Source organism: Vibrio furnissii CIP 102972, assembly GCF_000176175.1.
Taxonomy (GTDB): Bacteria; Pseudomonadota; Gammaproteobacteria; order Enterobacterales; family Vibrionaceae; genus Vibrio; species Vibrio furnissii.
Map to the genome: position 1 here is coordinate 1,619,036 of NZ_ACZP01000014.1, position 22,525 is coordinate 1,641,560.

General features: G+C 49.9%; 23 protein-coding genes. 13 read left to right on the plus strand and 10 right to left on the minus strand.

Annotation, left to right across the window (positions count from 1 at the left end):
• Positions 1 to 11 precede the first annotated feature (11 nt).
• Together VFA_RS17570 and VFA_RS17575 are read right to left on the minus strand one after the other, a co-directional pair.
• Complete coding sequence (locus tag VFA_RS17570; protein WP_004728213.1) at positions 12 to 650, minus strand: SDR family oxidoreductase; 639 nt, start codon at positions 648 to 650, stop codon at positions 12 to 14.
• 50 nt (positions 651 to 700) lie between these two features.
• Positions 701 to 988 carry a DUF1330 domain-containing protein gene (locus tag VFA_RS17575; protein WP_004728214.1) on the minus strand — a complete coding sequence of 96 codons (288 nt, stop codon included), beginning with the start codon at positions 986 to 988 and terminating at the stop codon, positions 701 to 703.
• Positions 989 to 1,095: 107 nt separating this feature from the next.
• On the opposite strand from VFA_RS17575, the gene VFA_RS17580 reads away from it, so the two are divergent.
• The 5 genes from VFA_RS17580 to VFA_RS17600 all read left to right on the plus strand — a co-directional run bounded on the left by VFA_RS17580 (position 1,096) and on the right by VFA_RS17600 (position 5,682).
• Entirely contained in the window at positions 1,096 to 2,019 is a 924-nt protein-coding gene (locus VFA_RS17580; protein WP_004728215.1) for a LysR family transcriptional regulator, read from the plus strand.
• Between the two features lie 175 nt (positions 2,020 to 2,194).
• Positions 2,195 to 2,659 carry a MarR family winged helix-turn-helix transcriptional regulator gene (locus tag VFA_RS17585; RefSeq protein WP_004728216.1) on the plus strand — a complete coding sequence of 155 codons (465 nt, stop codon included), beginning with the start codon at positions 2,195 to 2,197 and terminating at the stop codon, positions 2,657 to 2,659.
• On the plus strand, positions 2,656 to 4,587 hold the full coding sequence (locus tag VFA_RS17590) for an FUSC family protein (protein WP_038152171.1): 1,932 nt from the start codon (positions 2,656 to 2,658) through the stop codon (positions 4,585 to 4,587). Before VFA_RS17585 ends, VFA_RS17590 begins: the two co-directional genes overlap by 4 nt.
• Entirely contained in the window at positions 4,580 to 4,810 is a 231-nt protein-coding gene (locus tag VFA_RS17595) for a DUF1656 domain-containing protein (RefSeq protein WP_038152173.1), read from the plus strand. The genes VFA_RS17590 and VFA_RS17595 overlap by 8 nt, the downstream gene beginning before the upstream one ends.
• Positions 4,807 to 5,682: an HlyD family secretion protein gene (locus VFA_RS17600; protein WP_004728218.1), complete on the plus strand. Its 876-nt coding sequence runs from the start codon at positions 4,807 to 4,809 to the stop codon at positions 5,680 to 5,682. The genes VFA_RS17595 and VFA_RS17600 overlap by 4 nt, the downstream gene beginning before the upstream one ends.
• A gap of 271 nt (positions 5,683 to 5,953) precedes the next feature.
• Here VFA_RS17600 and VFA_RS17605 read toward each other — a convergent pair whose 3' ends face one another.
• Positions 5,954 to 6,856: a LysR family transcriptional regulator gene (locus tag VFA_RS17605; RefSeq protein ID WP_004728219.1), complete on the minus strand. Its 903-nt coding sequence runs from the start codon at positions 6,854 to 6,856 to the stop codon at positions 5,954 to 5,956.
• Between the two features lie 118 nt (positions 6,857 to 6,974).
• On the opposite strand from VFA_RS17605, the gene VFA_RS17610 reads away from it, so the two are divergent.
• Positions 6,975 to 7,586: a LysE family translocator gene (locus VFA_RS17610; protein WP_004728220.1), complete on the plus strand. Its 612-nt coding sequence runs from the start codon at positions 6,975 to 6,977 to the stop codon at positions 7,584 to 7,586.
• 4 nt (positions 7,587 to 7,590) lie between these two features.
• Here VFA_RS17610 and VFA_RS17615 read toward each other — a convergent pair whose 3' ends face one another.
• Positions 7,591 to 8,556 carry a GGDEF domain-containing response regulator gene (locus tag VFA_RS17615; RefSeq protein WP_004728221.1) on the minus strand — a complete coding sequence of 322 codons (966 nt, stop codon included), beginning with the start codon at positions 8,554 to 8,556 and terminating at the stop codon, positions 7,591 to 7,593.
• A 139-nt stretch (positions 8,557 to 8,695) separates the two neighbouring features.
• Between VFA_RS17615 and VFA_RS17620 the strand changes: the two genes are divergently transcribed.
• A complete protein-coding gene (locus tag VFA_RS17620; protein WP_004728222.1) occupies positions 8,696 to 9,133 on the plus strand; it encodes a DUF3069 domain-containing protein in 438 nt (145 codons plus the stop codon).
• Positions 9,134 to 9,507: 374 nt separating this feature from the next.
• The gene (gene glpD, locus VFA_RS17625) at positions 9,508 to 11,058 is read left to right on the plus strand and encodes a glycerol-3-phosphate dehydrogenase (protein WP_004728223.1); all 1,551 of its coding nucleotides are present in this window, start codon (positions 9,508 to 9,510) and stop codon (positions 11,056 to 11,058) included.
• Between the two features lie 75 nt (positions 11,059 to 11,133).
• Here the strand turns inward: glpD and VFA_RS17630 are convergent, their stop codons facing one another.
• A complete protein-coding gene (locus VFA_RS17630) occupies positions 11,134 to 12,696 on the minus strand; it encodes a methyl-accepting chemotaxis protein (RefSeq protein WP_038152177.1) in 1,563 nt (520 codons plus the stop codon).
• A 211-nt stretch (positions 12,697 to 12,907) separates the two neighbouring features.
• Entirely contained in the window at positions 12,908 to 13,522 is a 615-nt protein-coding gene (locus VFA_RS17635; protein ID WP_038152398.1) for an OmpA family protein, read from the minus strand.
• A gap of 153 nt (positions 13,523 to 13,675) precedes the next feature.
• On the opposite strand from VFA_RS17635, the gene VFA_RS17640 reads away from it, so the two are divergent.
• Complete coding sequence (locus tag VFA_RS17640) at positions 13,676 to 14,302, plus strand: thioredoxin domain-containing protein (RefSeq protein WP_004728227.1); 627 nt, start codon at positions 13,676 to 13,678, stop codon at positions 14,300 to 14,302.
• 15 nt (positions 14,303 to 14,317) lie between these two features.
• Positions 14,318 to 14,791, plus strand: coding sequence for an FKBP-type peptidyl-prolyl cis-trans isomerase (locus tag VFA_RS17645; RefSeq protein ID WP_004728228.1), 474 nt, complete (start codon positions 14,318 to 14,320; stop codon positions 14,789 to 14,791).
• A gap of 94 nt (positions 14,792 to 14,885) precedes the next feature.
• On the opposite strand, the gene VFA_RS17650 is transcribed toward VFA_RS17645, so the two are convergent.
• Positions 14,886 to 15,479 (minus strand): beta-phosphoglucomutase family hydrolase, encoded by a 594-nt coding sequence (locus VFA_RS17650; protein WP_004728229.1) that lies wholly within the window; start codon positions 15,477 to 15,479, stop codon positions 14,886 to 14,888.
• A gap of 141 nt (positions 15,480 to 15,620) precedes the next feature.
• On the opposite strand from VFA_RS17650, the gene VFA_RS17655 reads away from it, so the two are divergent.
• Positions 15,621 to 17,381: a methyl-accepting chemotaxis protein gene (locus VFA_RS17655; RefSeq protein WP_004728230.1), complete on the plus strand. Its 1,761-nt coding sequence runs from the start codon at positions 15,621 to 15,623 to the stop codon at positions 17,379 to 17,381.
• A gap of 59 nt (positions 17,382 to 17,440) precedes the next feature.
• Here VFA_RS17655 and VFA_RS17660 read toward each other — a convergent pair whose 3' ends face one another.
• Positions 17,441 to 18,610, minus strand: a complete 1,170-nt coding sequence (locus VFA_RS17660; RefSeq protein WP_038152180.1) for an MFS transporter — start codon at positions 18,608 to 18,610, stop codon at positions 17,441 to 17,443.
• 104 nt (positions 18,611 to 18,714) lie between these two features.
• The gene (locus VFA_RS17665; protein WP_004728232.1) at positions 18,715 to 19,245 is read right to left on the minus strand and encodes a GNAT family N-acetyltransferase; all 531 of its coding nucleotides are present in this window, start codon (positions 19,243 to 19,245) and stop codon (positions 18,715 to 18,717) included.
• A gap of 163 nt (positions 19,246 to 19,408) precedes the next feature.
• Between VFA_RS17665 and VFA_RS17670 the strand changes: the two genes are divergently transcribed.
• Both VFA_RS17670 and dcuC read left to right on the plus strand, forming a co-directional pair.
• The gene (locus VFA_RS17670; RefSeq protein WP_004728234.1) at positions 19,409 to 20,530 is read left to right on the plus strand and encodes an acyl-CoA desaturase; all 1,122 of its coding nucleotides are present in this window, start codon (positions 19,409 to 19,411) and stop codon (positions 20,528 to 20,530) included.
• A 296-nt stretch (positions 20,531 to 20,826) separates the two neighbouring features.
• Complete coding sequence (gene dcuC, locus VFA_RS17675; RefSeq protein ID WP_038152183.1) at positions 20,827 to 22,194, plus strand: anaerobic C4-dicarboxylate transporter DcuC; 1,368 nt, start codon at positions 20,827 to 20,829, stop codon at positions 22,192 to 22,194.
• 108 nt (positions 22,195 to 22,302) lie between these two features.
• Here dcuC and VFA_RS17680 read toward each other — a convergent pair.
• On the minus strand, positions 22,303 to 22,525 hold a 223-nt coding region (locus VFA_RS17680), incomplete at its 5' end, for a response regulator transcription factor (protein WP_038152186.1).

Genomic DNA, 22,525 nt, shown 5'->3' on the forward strand with positions numbered 1-22,525 from the left:
GAAAAGACGTTCTACATGAAATACGGCTTATCACCGTCGGTATTGGGTTTATTCACACCGAGGTTTGCGCCGACATATTCCGATGGGTTAAGAATGACCTGCGTAATGAGGTCTCCGACACTTTTTCGAGACACCACCGTTCCTTTGAACGCTTCATCTTTGGCCGTGATTTCGTAGTCCACTTCATCTTCATCCATCAGCCATGCCGGACGCAGAATGGTGTAATCCAAACCCGAGGCTTCGATAGCGTCAGCCGCGCGACGGTAATACTTCAGCGGCTCACCAATGATTGCATCATTCCACTGACCAAATTTGCCGGGGATTTCATCGTAGATCCCCAAAGAGAGTACAAAGATCAGACGTTTCACGCCCGTTTCCCGCATCGCGTCAATCACCGCGACAGTTTGCGCTTCGAGATCGTCGCCCGCCAAGTTGGCATAAACCACATCTTGACCAGCCATCGCAGACTTCAGCAGTTCCGGGTCAAGCACATCGCCAACCACCACCTGCGCTTTCGCCGAAATAACATCCGTCAGCTTTTTCGGGTTGCGCAGCAACAAGGTTTGATGCTGGGTGTGGTCTTCATTCAAAGCCTTCACCACCCACTGCGCAATTTGGCCACTGGCACCGAGAATCAGTACGTTATTCATATCATTTGCCTCTTTTTAATCGTTTCAATGTCGATGACTCAGCCGATGTCTCAATGACCATCAACCATGACCGCCCGGTACTTGGCACCTTGAAAACGGTGCTGCGCAACCGCTTGATAAGCTGGGCTGTCATACCAAGCGCGTGCTGCGGCTTGATTGGGAAATTCCACAATCACGACACCTTCAGGTGCTTCACCTTCCAGCGTTTCCATCGCACCGTAGGATGACAGTATCTTAATCGGATGCCCCGCCAACGTTGCAGCAACTCGCTCCATATAGGTATCCAGTGCCGCTTGGTCTTGGGTGCTTTCTCGGGTAAAAACAATGAATGTTGCCACGTCATCGCCCTCTCATTTGGTGTCTTCAACGTGAAGCCATCTTAATGATCGAACTGTATCGAATAAATATCGTTTTACACACATGAGTGTTAAGTTAAACTAAACAAATGCCTATTGAACCTTCTCTTATCTCGTCACTGACGTGGTTTACGCACATTGCCCGCCACCGAAGCTTTACCAAAGCCGCCTCAGAAATGGGGGTGACGCGTGCTGCGTTGTCGCAGCATCTCAAAGCTCTGGAGCAGCAGCTTCAGGTGCGGTTGTTGAATCGAACCACGCGAAATATGTCGCTGACCGACGAAGGCCAACGCTTGTTGGACATTCTTCATCCCTCGCTCACTAACATTGAACAAGTCGTCAGCGAGCTCAATGAATCCCACATTGAACCCTCTGGGCTGATCAGAATTAGCTCCTCCCGAACCGCGGCAAGGTTGTTGATTGAACCGCACTTGGGGGAATTTTTGGCGCGTTATCCAAAAATACGCTTGGAATTGATGATGGACGATGGGTTCACCAACATCGTGGCAGAAGGGTTGGATGCGGGCATCCGCTTAGGCGTGAGTTTGGATGAGCACATGGTGGCCGTCCCGATCACGCCGCCGTTGACCACAGCCATCGTTGGCTCTCCGGCATACTTCAAGCAACATGGGATTCCCCAAAGCCCGAAGGATCTGGAAACGCATAACTGTCTTGCGTATCGCTTTACGTCCAGTGGCACGCTCGATCATTGGTCGTTGACCGCCCCCGATTCAGATCAGCACACCGTGGTGTTTGAACCCAAAGGCAATGCCGTCTTCAATGATGATTACAGTATGCTCCAAGCGGCCATTCAAGGTGTCGGCTTGGTCAAACATATTGATTTATGGGTACACGGGGCCATTCAGGACGGGCGGTTAACGCGAGTGCTAACGCCTTGGTGCAAACCCTTTCCGGGGTTCTATCTCTACATCCCATCTCGGGAACACATGCCGAAAAAGATTCGGGTTCTGATGGATTTTTTAATCGAAAAACGAGAGCTTCTCAGCCACTAAGCATAGCCCCACAACGTTGGGGCTATTTTTTTGTCCTGCCTTTTCATTTTGCCTTATTGAGAACCGCTCATTATTTAAGTTGCCTTTAAAACAGTTGCCAAAGCAACTTAATTTAATTAATATCCGCCGCACACCACCATTCTCAACACACAAACCTTTGATGTGAGGCCAGACTATGCAAGACAAAATCAACCTGCTTCATGAACTCACGAACAGCCTTCAACCCGTACGACGGGCATGGAAACGGGCGGTTTCGGAAGTCATTGCGGAGCACGGTATCTCCATGTCATTGGCCACCGCGGTGGTACTTGTTTATCGCAATCCACAGGGGCTGAACCAAAAATTGCTGGCCGAAGAAATTGGTATCAATCCCGGCGCGTTAGTGCGCCTGCTGGATCAAGCCAGCCAAGAAGCGTTACTTGAACGCCGTGAAGATACTGTGGATCGCCGCATCAAAAATTTACACATCTTGCCCAAAGGAACCGAAATCGCGATCAGCATCGAACGCGCAGCCGACGAATTGCGTTTGGAACTCATGCGTGATGTTGATTTGGCCGCCATTGAGCAAGCCACCCAAGTGCTGCGACTTTTTGAAAAACGATCCATTGAGTTCGTGCAGCAGTACAAATCAAACAAATGAACATTTCGCGTCAACAGTGGTTATTCGCCGCCAAGGTCTACATTTCGGCGATGCTTGCCTATTTCGTCGCGGTAGAGATGGGATTGACCAATCCCTATTGGGCGATGGTCACCTGCTGCGTGCTCAGCAACCCTTTATCTGGCGCCGTTCGTGCCAGAGCAACCTACCGATTTGCAGGCACACTTTTCGCGGGATTCATCTCGCTGCTACTTTCAGCATGGTTCGTCAATGAGCCGCTCATTTTGGTGATGGTGACGGGCTTGGTTTCATCTGTGATTCTGGCGTTGTCTTATGCCGATCGAACTCCGAGGGCTTACAGCCTGCAACTCACTGGCGTGACGATTATGCTGGTTCTGGTGGCCTATCTGAGCCAGCCAGAAAACATGTTTACCATGGTGGTGACACGCGTGGTCGAAATTTGTATTGGTATTTTGTCGGTCACCTTTGTGGATGCATTGGTTTTCCCGGGGACTACACAGCCAATGCTTCAATCGCGCGTCGATCACTGGATGCGCGATCTCAAAGCATGGCGTGATGATTGCCTGACCGGCATCGCCAATCACACCACTGAATCGGATCGACTGGCCATACTTGCCGATGTGTCATCGCTGTCTCAGTTGGTTTCGACCATGAAGTTAGACCATGCTGTCGACCGACAAACTCGCCAAGCCATGATCGCGCTGCAAAGACAGATTATGGCAATGATCCCGACCTTGTCTGCGCTGGGACATGCCATGCATAGCTTGTCGCCAGAAACACGCAAGCGCCTGTCGCCCAGTGTCGAAAGTTGGACAGCAAACAACGAGGTCATACAACCCATTGTGATACCCAAAGCGGTTGTGCAAGACGCATCACCTTGGGAAAAACTGGTTCTTGAACGTGTGCAGCGACTGCTCAATCAGCACCTCACCGACTGGGAATCGGTCACGGCGCTTCAAGGTCTTGTGGCAGGGAAACCGACGCACGCCTATACGCGCTATGCCGCGCTCAAAGCCAAGGCATTTCCACTGCCACCCGATACTGGATTAATGTTGCGCATGTTTATGGGGATATTACTGACCTACTCGCTGCTCAGCGCGATCTGGTACTTCACCGGATGGAACCAAGGCCCCAATATGGTCTTGATGGGAGTTGTTGCCATTAGCTTTTTTGGTGGCAGTGATGAACCCGGCATCGCGATCACGCACTTTGGGCGCTTTGCTTTTATCTCGGCGTTAACGGCATTTACCTTGGGCTATGTGTTATTACCGCTCGCCAATAGCCAAACCAGCTTTCTGCTCATCATGGCGACTTTTATGTTGCCAATGGGCTTATGGGCCTCGAAGAATCCGTTGGCGATGTTGGTACTGGCCTTGAGCCTGAGTAACGTCAACTTTCAGAATCATTACACCCCATTCAACATTGGGTTCTTTTTGGATGGTTCTGTCGCCACGTTGGTGGGCGTGTTTGTGGCGTTTGTGGCCATTGCCGTCTCAAGACGTTGGGGCGCGCAACATGCCCTACAGCACCTGCTCAAGCGCGAATATCGGGATCAACAAACATTGGTTCACACCTTCGATGATGTCGCGATTGAAACCTACGCCACACGCTCTTTAGATCGCATGGCCTTACAGGTCTCAAGACTGGGTGCGTCGCTGGGCAAAGAGAGCCTGATTCTGCTGAATCAACTGAAAGCCAACATCACGATGGCCAAGTTGAGGCAGTTGAGCAGCGCTCACCCGATGGCGTCGACACTGCAACCGCTATTGCAAGCGCTGAGTCAGCGAGACAAACGCCCTGTGCAATCGAGCGACGAATTACGCCATCAACTCGATCGCGCCCTTGGGCGAGCAAACCACGAACACCAAACGGACATTGTCCACCTATTAACTGGATTGAGAATCGCGCTCTATCCAACGGCACCCCATTGGACACCTTTGTATGCTTAACGAACTTGATATTTTGGGGATATACATTTCACCACTGCTGATGTGCATGGTGCTGGCTTTCTTTCTCCGCATCCTCCTCTCAAGCCTGTTCGTCAAGGCCGGAGTGTATCGGCTGATCGCACAAAGACCCATTTTTGATTCCGCTTTATTTATTTCGCTCACCGGTTTGCTCTTTCACCTGTTTGCGATCATTACCACACCAATAGGTCACTCATTCTCATGATGAAACACAAGATGATGTCGAGTTTTAAGATCCTGATCACAACAGGTGCCGTGTTACTGGCGGGGTTCGTCGTATGGAACCTCTACAGTTATTACCACTATGCGCCGCAAACTCGCGACGGAAAAATCCGTGCTGACATCGTGCCGCTTGCCACCGATATTTCTGGCAATGTTGACGCGGTTTACGTGCACGACAACCAGATTGTCCGCAAAGGCACGCTCCTATTTAGCTTGGATAAACAGCGTCTGAGTAGCGAAGTCACACAAGCCAAAGCGATGGTGAAGCAAGCGCAGGCGACCCTTCATGCCGCCGATCGCGAATACAAACGCTATCAACGCTTGAGCAACGCCGTTTCCGCACAACAACGAGACGACAAACGCGACGCACGCATTTTGGCACAAGCCAGTTTGGATAAATCGTTAGCGGATCTGGAGCTGGCGGAAATCAACCTCAATCGAGCCGACATTTACTCACCCGTTGATGGCGTGATCACCAACTTTTCGCTCAGACCGGGCACCTTCGCCTCGGCAGGCGTCCCTGTGATGGCGTTGGTTGATCAAGACAGTTTCTATGTGTCTGGTTATTTTGAAGAGACCAAGTTGAGCCGGATTCGAAATGGCGCTGTCGCCACCATCCATGTGATGGGCGAACATCAACCGATTTACGGACATGTCGAAGGGTTATCGGCCGGTATCAATGACAGCGAGAGAACCACCGCCTCCGGGACGTTACTGGCCAACGTGAACCCAACATTCAGTTGGATTCGACTCGCACAGCGCATTCCCGTTCGTATCAAAATCGACACGATTCCAAAAGGATTCACGCTGATTGCAGGGCGCACGGTTTCGGTGTCTTTAGAAGAATTTCACTAAACGATTTTACGATTGTCCATTTTCGTCGGCGTTTCATCAGCGTCGGGGCCTCGCCCCTATTAATCCACTGCCAATTGTTAATAGACGAGTTATTCCGCATGTTCGGAAGCACGTCATCTCGGGGATATTCAAGTCCTTCCCCGCGATGACTTTTTTTCACACCGATCTCTCTTTCACAAAGCTTTCATTTTCATAAAGCTTTCGTTTAAATAGCGTTTTCGTTTAAACAGCGCCTGCGACCTTGATGTGGACTCATCAAGCGCTTCCTTCATCAGCACGAAACCCCATCCTCTCTTGGCACCGATAACGCCATGGTCTGTTTGAGCCATGCAATAAACTGGCGCTCTAATTCGGTTTCCTCACGCTGCTGACGCAATAACACATAATCGTGACCGGACAGCTGAAAGCCAAACGGCGCGACTAAGCGGCCGCGTTCAATCTCATCCATCACCAACGGATACGATCCGATGGCGGCGCCTAACCCATCCTGCGCAGCTTGCAAGCAAAAATAGAAATGTTCGAACGTTTGCGCTGCGGCGTCGGGAAATTCAAACGCGAGCTGATGATCGCGCCGCTTTTGTTGACCCTCTTGCCACGCTTGCCAAGCGAAGGGGCGAGTTTGACTGTGGAGTAATGTCATCGGCAGTTGCTGGGTTCGAACACGCTGCCAATAGTCCGGCGACATCACCGGCCCCACCCACTCAGCCACCAGCGTTTGTTTCTGATAGGGCTGCGTTAACTCGAAATCATCGCGGCGAATCGCTAAATGGTAGCCTTGCGCGCCGAGATTAACCGCGCCACCGGCCGTCGACAGCCGCACATCGCCATGGGCTTGATGATGAAATTGGCTCATCCGCGGCATGAGCCATCGCATGGTCAACGTAGGTTCGCAAGAAACTTCCAGATGCGGCGACCGTGCGGTGCGTAGCTGCTCCACCCCTTGTTCAAGTGATGCAAAGGCCTGACGGGTATAGGTTCGCAAGGCGATGCCCTCTTCCGTCAGCACCACATGACGTCCCTGCTTTGCAAACAACGAAACGCCCAAATAGGTTTCCAACGTTTTGATCTGTTTGCTGACTGCGCCGTGGGTGATATTCAGCACGTCGGCCGCCTGCGTGAAACTTGCGCTGTGCGCCGCCACATGAAAAACGTGAAACGCTTTGAGATGCCTCATATGTGAATTTTTCTCACTCAATTAGGTCATTTTTATCGATTATAAGCGGCGACTGGGCAACGTACAATTCATCCCACACTTTCGTTCAATCACACGTTAACTGAAAAGGAAAATTGGAATGGATATCGTCACACTCGCTATTGTTGGCTTACTGATTGTGATCAGCCCAGGGGCGGACTTTGTTTTGGTGTTAAAAAACAGCCTGTCACATGGCCGTCGCGCGGGTCTGTTGAGCGCGCTGGGCATTAGCCTCGCCATCACCGTTCATATTGGGTATTCTTTGCTTGGCATCAGTTACCTAATCTCACACAATGAACTGCTATTTAACCTCATCAAATACGCTGGCGCCGCCTATTTGGTCTATCTGGGAATCAAAGGCATCTTTGCTGCAAGTGCCCAGACGGTCATCACCGCCGAGCAGGACAACTCGCTACCCAGCTATCGTTACTTCGCACAGGGATTTTTGTGCAATGTGCTCAACCCGAAAACCATGCTGTTCTTTCTGAGCATTTTTAGTCAGGTGATTTCTGAAGACGGCGCATCATCCACCCAAGCGCTCATTTATGGCGGATACATGGTTGTGCTGCACGGGGTATGGTTTGCGTTGGTGGCAACTTTAATGACCTCAACGGCGCTGCAACATAAGCTCGAGCGCGTGAAACCGCTGATCAATAAAGCATGTGGGGTGGGATTGGTGTCGTTTGGTGCGGCGTTAGCGCTGAAAGCCTAACAAGCTACAAACCGCTTTCAGAGATGACGTAACGATTTCGGCCGTTACTTTTCGCCTGATAAAGCGCATTGTCGGCTTGCTCATACACTTGCGCCAGCGTTTCATGGCCATCTGGCGTGATTGTCACCACGCCCTGTGAAATCGTAATGTGATCGGCAACGGCACTGAACGCGTGCGGATAATGGATGTGTTCGATGGAATCTTGGATGCGTTCTGCGGCGGCGCGTGCGCCTTCCACGTCGGTATTGGTCAGCAGAATGAGGAATTCTTCACCGCCGTAACGCCCCACAAACTCACCGCTGCGACAGAACAATTTATTCGCAGCTTGCGCGATGGTGTGCAGGCAACGATCGCCTTCAATGTGGCCGTAGTTGTCGTTAAAGGGCTTGAAATGGTCGACGTCAAACAGAATGACACTCAACGCCATCTCATGGCGACCGTGCCACGAAATCATTTCACGCAGCTTCTCATCCATAAAACGGCGGTTGAACACTTGTGTGAGGCCGTCTTCGTTAGCCTGATGCTGCAAAATACGGTTGAGTTCTTCTAGTTTGGCACTGGTACGTTTGAGCTCGCGACGCATATTGGCAATACGCTGCATCGCCAACAGCTTGGAGTTGAGCACCATTTTATCAACCGGCTTGATCAAATAATCATCGCCGCCCGATTCAATCGCACGTGCGATCATCGACGGTTCATCGTGACTGCTCAGGAAAATGATTGGAATCCACTCTTCGTCGTAGCGGCGGCGAATTTCTTGAGACACTTCAAAGCCATCCATATCCGGCATCGATACATCCAACAAAATCAATTCCGGCTCAAAACGTGGATACAGCTCCAACGCCTCACGCCCGCTGGATGCAACCTCAACAGAGTGGCCTAATTGCTTGAGGCGAATGGCGAGTTGCATCCGCTCCAGTTGAATGTCATCAACCAGTAAGATCCTCATGGATGAGCCAGAACCTAACATCACCACCTCTTTGCAAGATAATCATATGCTTACCTATAGCATAACTTTCTCACGCTTTCACTGCTTTATTTCGCATGTTGTATTGACTTTTCGGTGGAAGTTTTTAGCATTGCCTTTTTCATTGATGGAAACTTTTTTCATGTCAGACACTACACAAACTGAAGCTCCGAAAGTGGACTTAGAAGCCATTTCTCCAGAACTCCGCCAGGTACTTGAATTCGACCAAGTGCCAGAAGAGATGTTCCTGATGGTCACCTCTATTCACGAAGTCTCTGAAGAAGCGGTCCGTGAAGCTTGGGATAGCCTGCCTGCCAGCGCTCAAAACGTCCTGGACAACTTCGAACAGTTCCACGCGCTGATTTCTGTCAGCCAAGCATTTGCTGGCCTAAACGTCATGGAAGAGTTCCCAACGCTGAACCTTCCAAAAGAGATGACTGAGCAAGATAAAGAAGAATACCGTGCTCAGCTTCTGGATCAGGTGCTGCACAGCTGTGTGAAAGACATGGTGAAGCAAATTAAGAAAGCGCGCCGCGACGCGATTCTTAAGCGTGATTTCAAAGACGTGTTCCAAAAGTAAGTCACACGTCCAATAACGAGAAGCCCGTGGCCTGAGGTCACGGGCTTTTTTTGTCACCAGCTCTCTTTCCCAATCGCATATGCCGTCGCCCCCACAAGTGTTTGCCTAGAAATTGAACACGTTGCGCTTCATCTTCACTAGCGGCCCCCGCTTATTTTCACCGTTTTCGCTTTCACTTCATCAAGTCGTCACCTTTCGAGTGCAAAATTTCGCTCCATTTTGGACTTTTTGCACAACAAAAGTACAACTTGACGCTCGAACGCTCATTTATTATGATCAAGATCAAAATTGCTTGAGGGAAAACTCCGCTTTTCTGTGGTTTGATGTTTTCATACGAGCATTAAGATACAAAAACGAAAATCAAGGCCAATAAAATGAAACAGAACTTAAGCTCAACACGTTTTTCTGAAAATGAAGTGCTCGACATCATCATTGTTGGTGGTGGTATCAATGGCGCAGGGATCGCAGCAGACGCTGCCGGTCGTGGACTGAAAGTGGGTATGTATGAAGCGCAGGATTTTGCGGGCGCGACGTCATCGGCCAGTTCAAAGCTGATCCACGGTGGCTTGCGTTACCTTGAGCATTATGAGTTTCGTTTGGTCAGTGAAGCCCTTGCTGAACGTGAAGTTCTGTTGAAAAAAGCCCCGCACATCGTTAAACCCATGCGTTTTCGCTTGCCACATCGTCCATTCTTGCGTCCTGCATGGATGATTCGTACGGGCCTGTTCCTCTACGACAACTTGGGCAAACGTACGTCTCTGCCCGCCAGTAAAAAAGTCGCTTTAAAAGCTGGCGACGTGACCAAGCCAGAAATGAAGATTGGCTTTGAATACTCCGATTGTTGGGTGGACGATGCGCGCTTGGTGATCCTCAACGCGATTCAGGCGCAAGAGCTGGGTTCAGAAGTGATGAACTACTGCCGCGTTGAACATGCCAGCCGTGACGGCGACATTTGGACGGTCACCCTGTTCGATGAACGCACCCAACAACGTTTCGTGCGCAAGAGCCACGCTTTGGTGAACGCAACCGGCCCTTGGGTGAAACACTTCCTGGATGAGAACGTTCACGTGCGCTCCCCTTACGGCATTCGTTTGATCAAAGGGTCACACATCATCGTGCCGAAAATTCACCACGAAGAACAAGCGTACATTCTGCAAAATGAAGATAAGCGCATCGTGTTCGTGATTCCGTATCTGGGTAAATATTCGATGATCGGCACCACCGACGTGGAATACAAGGGCGATCCTCGCAAAGTGGCGATCACCCAAGAGGAGCGCCAGTACCTAGTCGACATCGTCAATAAACACTTTGTGCGCGAAATCAGCACCTCAGACATCGTTTCAGAGTTTAGCGGTGTGCGTCCTTTGTGTGATGATGAATCCAACTCACCACAAGCGATCACCCGTGATTACACCTTGTCACTGGATCAACACGGTGAAGAAGCGCCGCTGCTGTCGATTTTCGGCGGTAAACTGACCACGTATCGCAAGCTGGCGGAATCGGCGATGAAACATTTGTCACCGTTCTTCCCGAACATGAAAGCAAGCTGGACCAACGAATCCACGCTGCCCGGTGGCGAAGATTATGTGTATGGCAACATTCGTAACGAACTGAAACGCCAATATCCATTTGTCAACGATGCCACGCTGGACCGCTGGCTAACCTGTTACGGCAGCCGCACTCGTGCGCTGTTGGCGGGCGTGACAACCATTGACGATCTCGGCACGCAGTTCAGCGATACCCTGTTCCAACGCGAAGTGGATTACCTGATCGACCACGAATACGCGTTCAAAGTCGACGACATTTTCTGGCGTCGTAGCAAGCTGGGCATTGATCACGACAGCGCAACGATGGCGCAAGTGGCGCAATACCTCGCGCAGCGCCAAGCGTCAGCCGTTGAGCCAGCGCTCAAGGCAGTGATTTAATCGCAGCATCGCTCCAGTTCTGAATCGAAAAAAACCACCGAAATTCGGTGGTTTTTTTTGTGGTACTTTTGACGATTATTTTTCTTCAAATCGCTTGGCCAGTTGCCTGAAATCATCGACGCGCGCGTTCATGTCTCTGCTGTACTCTTCGACCATGTTGGTTGCGGCCAAATTCTGTGTCGCCATGGACGCAATCGAATGCACGTGTTGGTTCACTTCACTGGTCAGTTCACGCTGCGCCGTGGCCGATTTTGCCATGTCTGCCACGATGCTGTGCATGTCCACCAGCAATTGCTCGACTTGATGCAAGCGCGTCGCACTTTCTTGCGCCACACTGCCGCAAGCTTGCGTCTGCTCTTGGCTATCCATGATTTCGCTTTGCCACGCTTCAATCGTGCTCAGCATTTTATCGATGCTCTCTTTGATATGGTGAGTCGCTTTCTGCGTACGACCAGACAGCGCGCGAACTTCATCTGCCACCACCGCAAAGCCGCGACCTTGTTCACCGGCTCGTGCGGCTTCAATCGCAGCATTGAGCGCCAATAAGTTCGTTTGATCAGCAATGCCACCAATCTCTTCCATCAACTGACTCACATGCTGCGCTTGGTCGTTGAGCGCATATGTGGTGCGCGTGGCGCGTTCAGCCTGATCGCACAACGCTTCAAGGTTATGATGTGTTTGATCAATGCTTTGTTTGGTTTCCAAGCATTGCGATTTCGCTCGGTCAATCAGTTCGTAGGCAGAATGCGTGTTGCTCGATACCGAATCAGCCGCCGCTTCCACGGCATCTGTCGCTTGCATCACGCTACAAATATCCTGATTTTGCTGTTTCAGCGCCTGCACCACTTCCGCACTGGTTTCACTCAGTTTGGCCGACATGTCACGCAGTGGGCGCGCTGAATCCACCATGCGTCCTAACACGGTACGAATCCGTGCTGACGACATTTTTAGGTGGTAATCAACCACAGAAAACGCATCGTTCCCCGAATAGATCAATCGGCTGATGCTGTCGTATTGAGATTGCAATTGGCTGAGCTGTTTGGGCGTAGCGATCAGCTCTTGACGGAACAGCAACGCCAGCGACGCGGCGGGCAGCACGCTTGCCAACAGCTGCATCGAATCACTCAGTGAAGCAACGTGCGCTGCAACTGGCGCCGCCAACGCGCCAAGCAACACGGCGTAACGCACCGATGCAGGCATGCTCAGTGAGAATGAATGACTGTTTTGCTCAGCCGCACGCAACGATTGATACGCTTTGGCCGCGATGTCGACCCATTGGCGCTGCGCCTTGACGCGCACCGATTGGTAGCCGCACATTTTGCCATTTTCATAAATCGGCGTGACGTAGGCATCGACCCAATAGTGACCATTGGTTTTGGTTCGATTTTTGACAATGCCGCGCCACGCGTGCCCTTGTTTGAGGTGTTTCCACATATCGGCAAATGCCGCTTTCGGCATATCGACATGGCGAACAATATTGTGATTTTGACCAAGAAGTTCCTGTTCCTGAAACCCTGCAATACGACAAAATGTCTCGTTGCAGTATGTAATGACACCGTTGAGATCCGTGGTCGACACCAGTTGATCGTGTTCGCCAACAGGCACTTCTTGTTGCATAGATGATTGATTAGCTGACATGTTTTGATTAGTTGTTATAGATTTTGGGTGATTGTATACATAATTCAGCGTCGTGTTTCCATACAATGTACCGATAAAAAATCATATCCGTGAGAGTCGTCAATATCCTTGAAGACGATATGGATAAAAAATATCCCAGCCATGGCTGGGATAGTCAGAATGAAGAGAATGTGGCGATGCGCTGTTGGGCGATCTTGATGATTGGCGCTGGCTAGTTATTGGAGACAATGAACAGCAATTCAACGCGGCGATTGCAAGCTCGCCCTTCGTAAGTGCCATTGTTACACGCAGGCACATATTCCCCGTAACCACGCGTATAAATCGCATCGCGAGCAACGTTTTTATTGATCAGTGTGTTTTTTACCATCTGCGCGCGTTTGACAGACAATGCATCATTGAATCGAGGTTTGCCGGTATTGTCGGTGTGACCATCAATCACAATATCGATGCCACGTTCACGGGACAAGAAGCTGCCCATCACACTCAACCAGTAGGCTGAATCTTGAGACACATTGGACGAACCTGTATCAAATTTCACCGTGTCTTTAAGCTTCACCATCACGTGGTTGCCGGGCATCACTTCATAATCGATGCCGTTATCGAGCAGAAAGCGTTGCAATGCGTCATAGCTTGACGTGCGCGTCTGACCCATCGGGCCTTGAACGTTGGTCGACACCGGCGAAGGCGTGGTTCCCCAGTCGGGATAAATAACATCGAAATCGCCCTTGGGCGCCGTGTCTAACATGTTGCCGCCGATCATCTTCATCGGAGACATCGACCCACAACCGGTCAACAGCAATACTAGGGAGAGCGCGAGAATTCTCATGTAACCATCATCCATTCATCAAACGACTCTTTATTTATCGGGCAAAAGTGACAAAACTTTATGGGGAATTGGTAACAAATCGCTTTTTCTCTGTTTGCCTCACAAAATGAAGTCGTTAAAATTAACGCATTCCTATTCAACTCTTGGTTTTCAATGAAAAAGTTTATTCAACGCACATTGGGTGTCATGGCCGTGTTACTGGTTATCGCTGGCTGCAGCGACGATTCCACGCCCAAAGAAGGTGCTCAATATCAAGCCCTGCCCGTCAACCTCGCCACATACCATTTAGCACCCGTGACCGAAGTGTTCTCGCTGACCTGTGGCCATTGCCGCAGCATGGAAAGCGTTCTGCCGGAACTGGAGAAAATCACGCAGCAGGAGTTTGGTCGACTGCACGTGACGTTTAACCAAGGCGCACAAATTGGCGCGATGATTTACTACAGCGCCGTGATGCAACTAGGACACATCCCAGACCACGATATGATGGAAGAGCTGTTCGCGGCAGTGCAAATGGCCGAAGGCAGCACGCTGACAGACCAAAAAGCAGCCATCGATCAAGCGTTCCACACGCGCAACCTAAAAAGCCCTTACGAATTCGATGAAGCGCAACAAAAAGAGTTGTTTGTTTTCCTAAAAACAGCAGACGAAATCTCGCAAAAAGGCCAAATCAATGCTGTACCGACCTTTATCGTGAAAGGCAAATACATCGTTCTGACGGCTGGTCACCAAGATGCCCAAGGCATCGGTAAAACCATTTCTTATCTTCTAACCCAACCTTAATTGAGTGTTCTGACCATGTATAAAATTGTGTTACCCATTGTTGTTTTTGTGCTGGCTGCGCTGTTTATCTACCGCACCTGGAATAACCACAAAGCGGCAGAGCAAAACATCGCTATCGGACAAGCGTTCATGATGGAGAATGCGAAGAAGCCAGGCGTGCAAATCACCGAAAGCGGCCTGCAATATGAAGTGCTGGAACCGGGTACGGGCGCGGAACATCCAAAAGCCAACAGCCGCGTTAAAGTGCACTACGAAGGTCGCCTGCTAGATGGCACCGTCTTTGATAGCTCTTACCAACGCAACGAGCCGATTGTATTTGGCCTCAATCAAGTGATTAAAGGGTGGCAAGAAGGCGTTCAGCTCATGACCGTGGGTGAAAAAGCGCGTCTGTATGTTCCGGCAAACTTAGCGTATGGCAAAAATGGGGCGGGCCCGATTCCCCCGTCATCAACACTCATTTTCGAAGTCGAGCTGCTGGAGATTCAGTAAGCGAACTGCGTTGGAATCAAAAAGAGCTGCTTAGGCAGCTCTTTTTCTTGATCGATGATGGGTTAAATCGATAAGCGATGGAAACGCTCGCGAATTATGGCAGCGGGAAAAACTGTAAGCCGGTTTCGGTGACCATGATGCAATCCATTCCGCCAGCGTGCGCCGCTTGTTTGCCTAACTCGGTGTCTTCAAACACCACACACTCACTTGGAGAGAGACCAATCAAATCACACGCGCGCAAGAACGTTTCGGGATGCGGTTTGTGGTTTTCAACATCGGTCGCTGTCACCACGGCATCAAGCTTATCCAGCACTCCCACACGAGCCAGCAAGGTCTCGGCGCTTTGTCTTTGGCTGCCGGTGCCTATCGCCATTTTTTTATTGCCAAGGCAATTTTGAAATACGGCGTAAGTTGCCGGGATCAACTCCCCTTTGTCATCTAATGCAGAAAACGCCTGCATTTTGTATTCAGCCACCTCTTTGGCCAGTAAATTGGTGCCAAATTTACGGTTGATCTCGCCAACAATCTTAAAACTCGGCATGCCCCCCAAACTGTTGAGCCACGTGGCTTCAAATGGGAAATCATAAAATTCTGCCGTCGCGCGCCAAGCTTCGATATGGGCCGGCATGGTATCGATCAACGTACCGTCCATATCAAAAATCAGCCCCTTATAGCGCTCTAAGTTCATAAAAACTCCATATGACTGTGCTAAAGATGGAATGAGCCTTACACAACCCATTCTATTAATTATTGCTGGCGATGCAATTGCCATCTAAACTTCACGAATAATAATTACATTTATCAATATATCTCATTCATTGGTCAGCATATGAATATTAAACAGAAGCTTTATTTATTGGGTTTTATCGCCGTCATGGGTATTCTCTCATTGGTGATAACCACAACACACTTTGCCCGTCAAACCAACGAACTATCCGCTGCGATTGGTCTCGTGGATAAACTGGAAATTCGTCTACTCAACATGCGTCGTAATGAAAAAGACTTTTTGCTCAGAAAAGATGCTAAATATCTGGAGACGTTTAAAGACAACAGCGAACGATTCCTCACGATGGAAGCGGAACTGTCCGTGATCCTCAATGATCATCAACTGGCCTCTTCCGCCGCGTTAAAGTCTGATCTCATCAAATACAAAGGCGGCTTTGAGCAACTGGTCAATGGTTACCAAGTGCTTGGCCTGAGCGATAAGTCAGGCATGTGGACAAATTACCATGCCCTACTCGCTGACGCATCGAAAGGCGTCGATGCCGAAATGTTGCTCGCACTCGACACGTTTGACGAGGCAGTCAAAGCTGGACAGATGATTGACTCACCCGTCACTCGCCAATATCCGGCGCTGGCGAAAGCCGCTCAAGCTATCGTGCAGCAAGAAAAGCAAATTGGCTTGGCCTACAACGAAGGCTTTTTGGGGAACACCCGCAGCCTATCGCACAACGTTGAAGAGCAGTTCAAAACCTTTTCAGAAACCTTGGTGTCTGAAGTCAGCAAAATGCGCGCTGAACTCGACCTCATCAAACAGATTGTGACGGCCTTAGTCGTGCTCATCATCGTTGCCTTCATCTGGCAGATCTCTCGCTCGATCAACGTGCAGGTGCAACGCTTATTGACGGTCATGCAGAAAATCTCCAGCACCAACAACATCGGCTTGCGCGCCGATCTGAAAGGTCGCGACGAACTCACCTCAATCGGCACCTATTTCAACCAACTGTTGGACAAATTCGAAGAGTTGATTTCCGGCTCTCAAGCCAAATCACACCAGCTCACCAACAGTACCACCAGCATGCACAATGAACTCGAAGAAGTGATTAACCAGTTCTACGTGCAAGCCGATCACACCACCATGATGGCAACCTCGGTACAAGAAATGGTGGCAACCATTGGTGAGATATCTGAAAGCACCAACGTGGCAGCCGAAGGCGTGCAACAAGCGGTGAACAATGCCGAGAATGGCCGCAATGTGGTCGAGTCGACACTGAAAAACATCGATCAATTGTCCAGTACTTTGCAATCGAGCCAACAGTCGATTGCCTCACTCAACGATCACGTTGAAAAAATTGGTGGCGCGGTCACCATCATTCAAAGCATCGCAGAGCAAACCAATCTGCTAGCTTTAAATGCGGCGATCGAAGCGGCGCGCGCGGGTGAACAAGGCCGCGGATTTGCGGTGGTGGCCGACGAAGTGCGTTCACTGGCAACACGAACCCATCAATCCACCGAAGAAATCACCAAAGTGGTGTCTGCAATTCAATCACAAATGAATTTGGTGATTAATGACATCGACCAATGCAACGCGCAAGGCCAAGAAACCCTGCACGCATCGCATCAGTTGGATGAAAGCCTGCGCCAAATCATCCATGACATGTCGACCATCCAAGCCAACTCGGAACGCATTGCGTCCGCGATTGAAGAGCAAGGCATTGTGATGAATCAGGTCAGTGGTTCGATTGCCGAACTCAATACCATTTCAGAAAACAACATGCATTCGGCGCAGGAAGTGCTGTCTGAAGTCGATAGCGTGTCGCAGCAAGCACGCCAAATGGACGAAGCGGTGTCTGAGTTTCAAACGCGATAACAGCCTTCACAAAGACAACAAAGCCCGGTTTAACCGGGCTTTTTCTATTCACGGCACGCTTAATTGACAGCGAGGCGACTGTTCTTTGCATGCAGCACAAAAATGCCAATCACGACCAGCACAAACGGTAACACATAAAGATTGAGCGACTGCCAACCGACCGTCGATTCGAGCCAGCCCGACAGCAGCGCAGTCAACGTCACGCAACTGAATACGGAAAACTCATTGAAGGCCTGCGCTTTGGGTTTGTTATGCTCTTGATAAGATTGACTGAACAATCCGGTTGCCGCGATGAACATGAAATTCCATCCCACACCGAGCAGCACCAACGCCGCGCGAAAATGCCAAATCGACTGACCATGAATGTTGATGGTGATGCACAGAATAAACAGTAGTCCACCGGCCAGGATCATGCGCTGCGGCCCGAACTTTTCAATCAAACGACCGGTGAAAAATGCCGGTACGAACATGCCGAGCACATGCCACTCAATCACGCCGGCCGCTTTGGTGAAATCAAACCCGCAACCAATCATCGCCAGCGGCGTCGCGGTCATCAGAATATTCATCACCGCATACGACACCATCGCCGCAAAAACAGACGCTTTAAAGTTTGGGCCTTTAGCGATCACCGACAGTTTATCTGTCGAAGGTTGCGATTCATGATGGATGGGCTTAGGAAACTGAATGGTTTGCAGCAGTATCAACGCCAACAGGTTCAAACCAATCAACGCGGCAAATGCACCGATGTACAACCCACCGTCGCTCCAGCGTTGTGACAAAATCGCCAAGTTCGGCCCAAGCACGGCGGCCAATACGCCACCGGCCATGGACACCGAAATGGCGCGATGGCGAAGATGCGCATCGCAAACTTCAATGGCCGCAAAGCGATACAGCGTGCCGAAACCAATGCCGATCCCCAGCAGAAATGTCGCGACACAAAACAGCCAAAACGCTTGTTGATAGAGCGCGTAAGTCGCCAATGACGCCCCAACAATACCCACGCTGTTGCCAATGCTAAAACCCAATCGGCGGCCCAATTTCCCCATGATCAATGACGCCGGAATGGTCGCCGACATTAAGCCGAGAAATTGCAGCGCAACGGGCAACGTGATCATACTGCTGCTTGGCGCAATCACTTTCCCAATCAAACCAATCACTGAAATGAGCAGGATATTGCCTGTCATTAAAAGTGCCTGACACAAAGATAACAGCCACACGTTGCGGTTCATGATTCATCCCTTTCCGTTGAATCGGGTTACTACACCAGAATGCGCCATGGCATTCAACGCCAAGAAAAAAAGGGCTATTCGCCCCTTTCTTTCGTTCCTTGTTTTTAGTCCATCGCCGTCATCAAGGCTTTGGGTGTTTTCCAGCTGTAAACCCGTTCAGGCACTTCGCCGCCACCGGGAGCATGCCACATTTTTTCGGTCAGCAATTCCCCGCCAATGTGATCGTAAAAATCAATCGCCTGCTGATTCTGCTCCAACACTTCCAAATACACCCCATGGTCTGGGAAATAGCGTTCAATCCAAACCGCCATCTCTTTCACCAGCAGACGCCCCAATCCGCGACCGCGGTATTGGGGAGCCATATGCAGAGATTCAATGATGGTGCCTTTTTCAAAATCGTGATTGCCAAAGGCACAGATAAAGCCGCACAACACGCCTTCATCTTCGATGAGCAGAATATGTTGATTGAAAGGAGGATTGGTGAGGCGCGTTTGCCAGATCAACAAACGGTCTTGCAGTGCCTCATTGTCGAGATAATCTTTGTCCAAAATATTCGCGTAATTGATCTGCCAACTCAGTGCATGCAGATGGGCAATTCGCTCAAAATCGCTATATTCAGCTACCTTAATTTCCATTTAATAGTCCTTACAACTTCCTGTCGGCTTTTTAAGCACTCTTCATACTATGCATTTCGAGAAAAAACGCAAAACATTCTGATCACAATTCAGCTAAACATATTTGACTTACACGTGTTCGCTGATATTCTGGCGCACAGTTGTAAGCCTAAAGGAACTTTACATGGCAAATAAACCGCCTTTAATTTGGTTGAACATCACGATCTTCACCGTGAGTTTCGTTCTGGCCGCTGTTGTCGCGCCTTGGTATGGCTGGCAGAACGGCTATGGATGGGAGCATCTGATCTGGCTCATTGTCTGCTTTTCGTTTTGCAATTTATCCATTACAACCGGGTATCATCGCCTGTGGTCTCACAAAGCGTTTGAAGCACACTGGTCCGTGCGTTTCTTGTGCGCACTGGGTGGCGCGTTCGCGGTACAAAACAGTGCTCTGCATTGGGCATCGGATCACCGCGTGCACCACAAGTTTGTCGATCAAAATGACAAAGATCCTTACTCGGCCAAGCGCGGGTTCTGGTTTTCACATATGGGCTGGATGTTAAGAGATTATCACCCCGCCACGTATGACGATTACAGCAACTGCCGCGATCTGCACAAAGATAAGATTGTGATGTGGCAACATCGCTTTTATGTCCCATTGGCACTGCTGATGAACTTCGGCGTCCCGATTGCGCTGGGTTGGTACTACAACGATGTCTGGGGCATGTTGTTGATTGTTGGCGCAGTGCGTTTGGTGCTGAATCATCACACCACATTCTTTATTAACTCGCTGGCACACATTTGGGGCAAACAGCCTTACACCAACAAAAATACGGCGCGTGATAACGGTATCTTGGCCTTTTTCACCTTTGGCGAGGGTTACCACAATTACCACCATATTTTTGAAAATGACTATCGCAACGGCATTTATTGGTGGCAATACGACCCAACAAAATGGCTGATCAAGACCTGCGCGTGGCTTGGCTTGGCGAAGAAGCTGCGTACTGCACCGGCGATTAAAATCGAAAAAGCGCGTGCGGAGATGAGCTTGAAATATGCCACCGAACGCGTGGCGTTGCTGCCGAATCACCTGCTGATTCTGGCCAACGTTCAAGCGGAGTTTGATGCGTTTATTCACGAACTGCACAATTACTACGATGTGAAAAAACAACTGTTGGAAAGCAAGAAGAGTTCAGCGCTAAAGCGTTATGAACATTCGGTGCTCAAAGCACGTTATCAATCTGTAAAAACAGAATTGATGGAAAAACGACAACGTTGGCAGCAAACTGTTGCTCAATACGCATAAACTCAAAAATACTAAAAAAGTGACGTTTCAACGTCACTTTTTTTTATGCCTTTCGCGCCCGCAATTGAATCGACAAGCCATTCAATAACACTGAGCAATTCATTTAACACGGCATTTACCGCTAATGTGTATTTAATTCAACAGAATTTTACTCCGTAAAACTAATTAACAGTTTTGTTTGTTTTAGATCATGAGAAGCTCAAGTTGAACTCGTGCTACAGGGCAGTTTTCAGTAAATTCCCTGTCATACATTGACATACTTTTTGACAACTCAAAATAATTGATTGGAGACAAACATGCTCGAGCTCTTCATAGGTGTGGTGGTTACGATTGTAGTAGGTTACTTCATCGTAAAAGGCTACAAACCTGCGGGTGTTCTGCTGACCGCAGGGATTGTGTTACTGCTACTAACCGGCGTGCTTGGTCACACCGTATTGCCCGCTAAAATGACGTCAACCGGCAACATGCTGACCGACTCGCTGGAATACGTGAAATACATGCTGCAGTACCGTGGCGGCGGTCTGGGTATGCAAATCATGCTGCTGTGTGGTTTTGCGTCTTACATGACGCACATCGGCGCAAACAATGTGGTGGTAAAACAGTTCTCAAAACCACTGTCTGTCATCAACTCGCCTTACATCCTGTTGGTTGCGGCTTACATTGTGGCGTGTTTGATGTCTCTGGCAGTGAGCTCTGCAACTGGCCTTGGCGTGCTGTTGATGGCAACGCTGTTCCCAATGATGACAGCCATGGGGATTTCTCGCCCTGCAGCGGTCGCTGTGTGTGCATCGCCAGCGGCGATCATTTTGTCACCAACGTCTGGTGACGTGGTGATTGCAGCGGAGAAATCTGGCCTGCCTCTACACGTGTTTGCCGTTGAAACAGTTCTACCCGTCTCAATTTGCGCCATTATCGTGATGGCGGTAGCGGCGTTCTTCTGGAACAAATACTTGGATAAGAAAGACAACACCCCGATGGAACGCATTGACGTTTCAGAGATTGAAGTGAATGCCCCTGCCTACTACGCAGCGCTGCCATTCTTGCCAATCATTGGCGTGTTCTTGTTCAACGGTGAAACCATCGAAGGTCTCTACCTAGATATCTACACCATTGTGGTGCTGTCGATCTTCATCGGCGCGTTGGTTGATTTCATCACCAAACGTTTTAAAGGTAAAGAAACACTGGAAGATCTCGAAGCGTGTTACGACGGCATGGCCGATGCATTCAAAGGCGTGGTGATGTTGTTGGTTGCGGCGGGCGTGTTCGCTCAAGGCCTGATGTCGATTGGCGCCATTGATAACTTGCTACACCTTGCTGAAACAGCGGGCGCTGGCGGTATGGCACTGATGTTGATCCTAACCGGTCTGACCGTTGCAGCTGCGATTGCAACCGGTTCAGGTAACGCGCCATTCTACGCGTTCGTTGAACTGGCACCGTCACTGGCAGCCAAAATGGGCATCAACCCCGCGTTCCTGATCATCCCAATGCTACAAGCCTCGAACCTAGGCCGTACCATTTCTCCGGTTTCAGGCGTGGTGGTTGCGACGTCAGGTATGGGCCACATCAGCCCATTTGAAGTGGTTAAACGTACTTCTGTACCGGTTCTGGCAGGTCTCATCACTGTGATCGTCGGCACCATGGTGCTGGTTCCTATGTACGCATAATCTCAACAAAGAGCCCGCCGTGTTCACTGGCGGGTTTCAAATCAAATATACAAAGGGCGCTGATATCAGCGCCCTTTTTTCATCTCGAACATGGGAAATTGAAAAGGATTATTTGAGATCGCCGTAACGTTCCAGAAACAGCACAGTCGCGGCGGTGCGAGAAGGCACACGCAGTTTTTTCAGTAAGCTCTTCATGTGAACTTTCACAGTCGATTCTGAAATGAACAGGCGGTCGGCGATTTGCTTGTTACGATAACCTTTCGCCACTTCCCCCAAGATCTGCGCTTCCCGGTCCGTCAGTAAATCAAACACATCTTGTTGATCTTGGCGA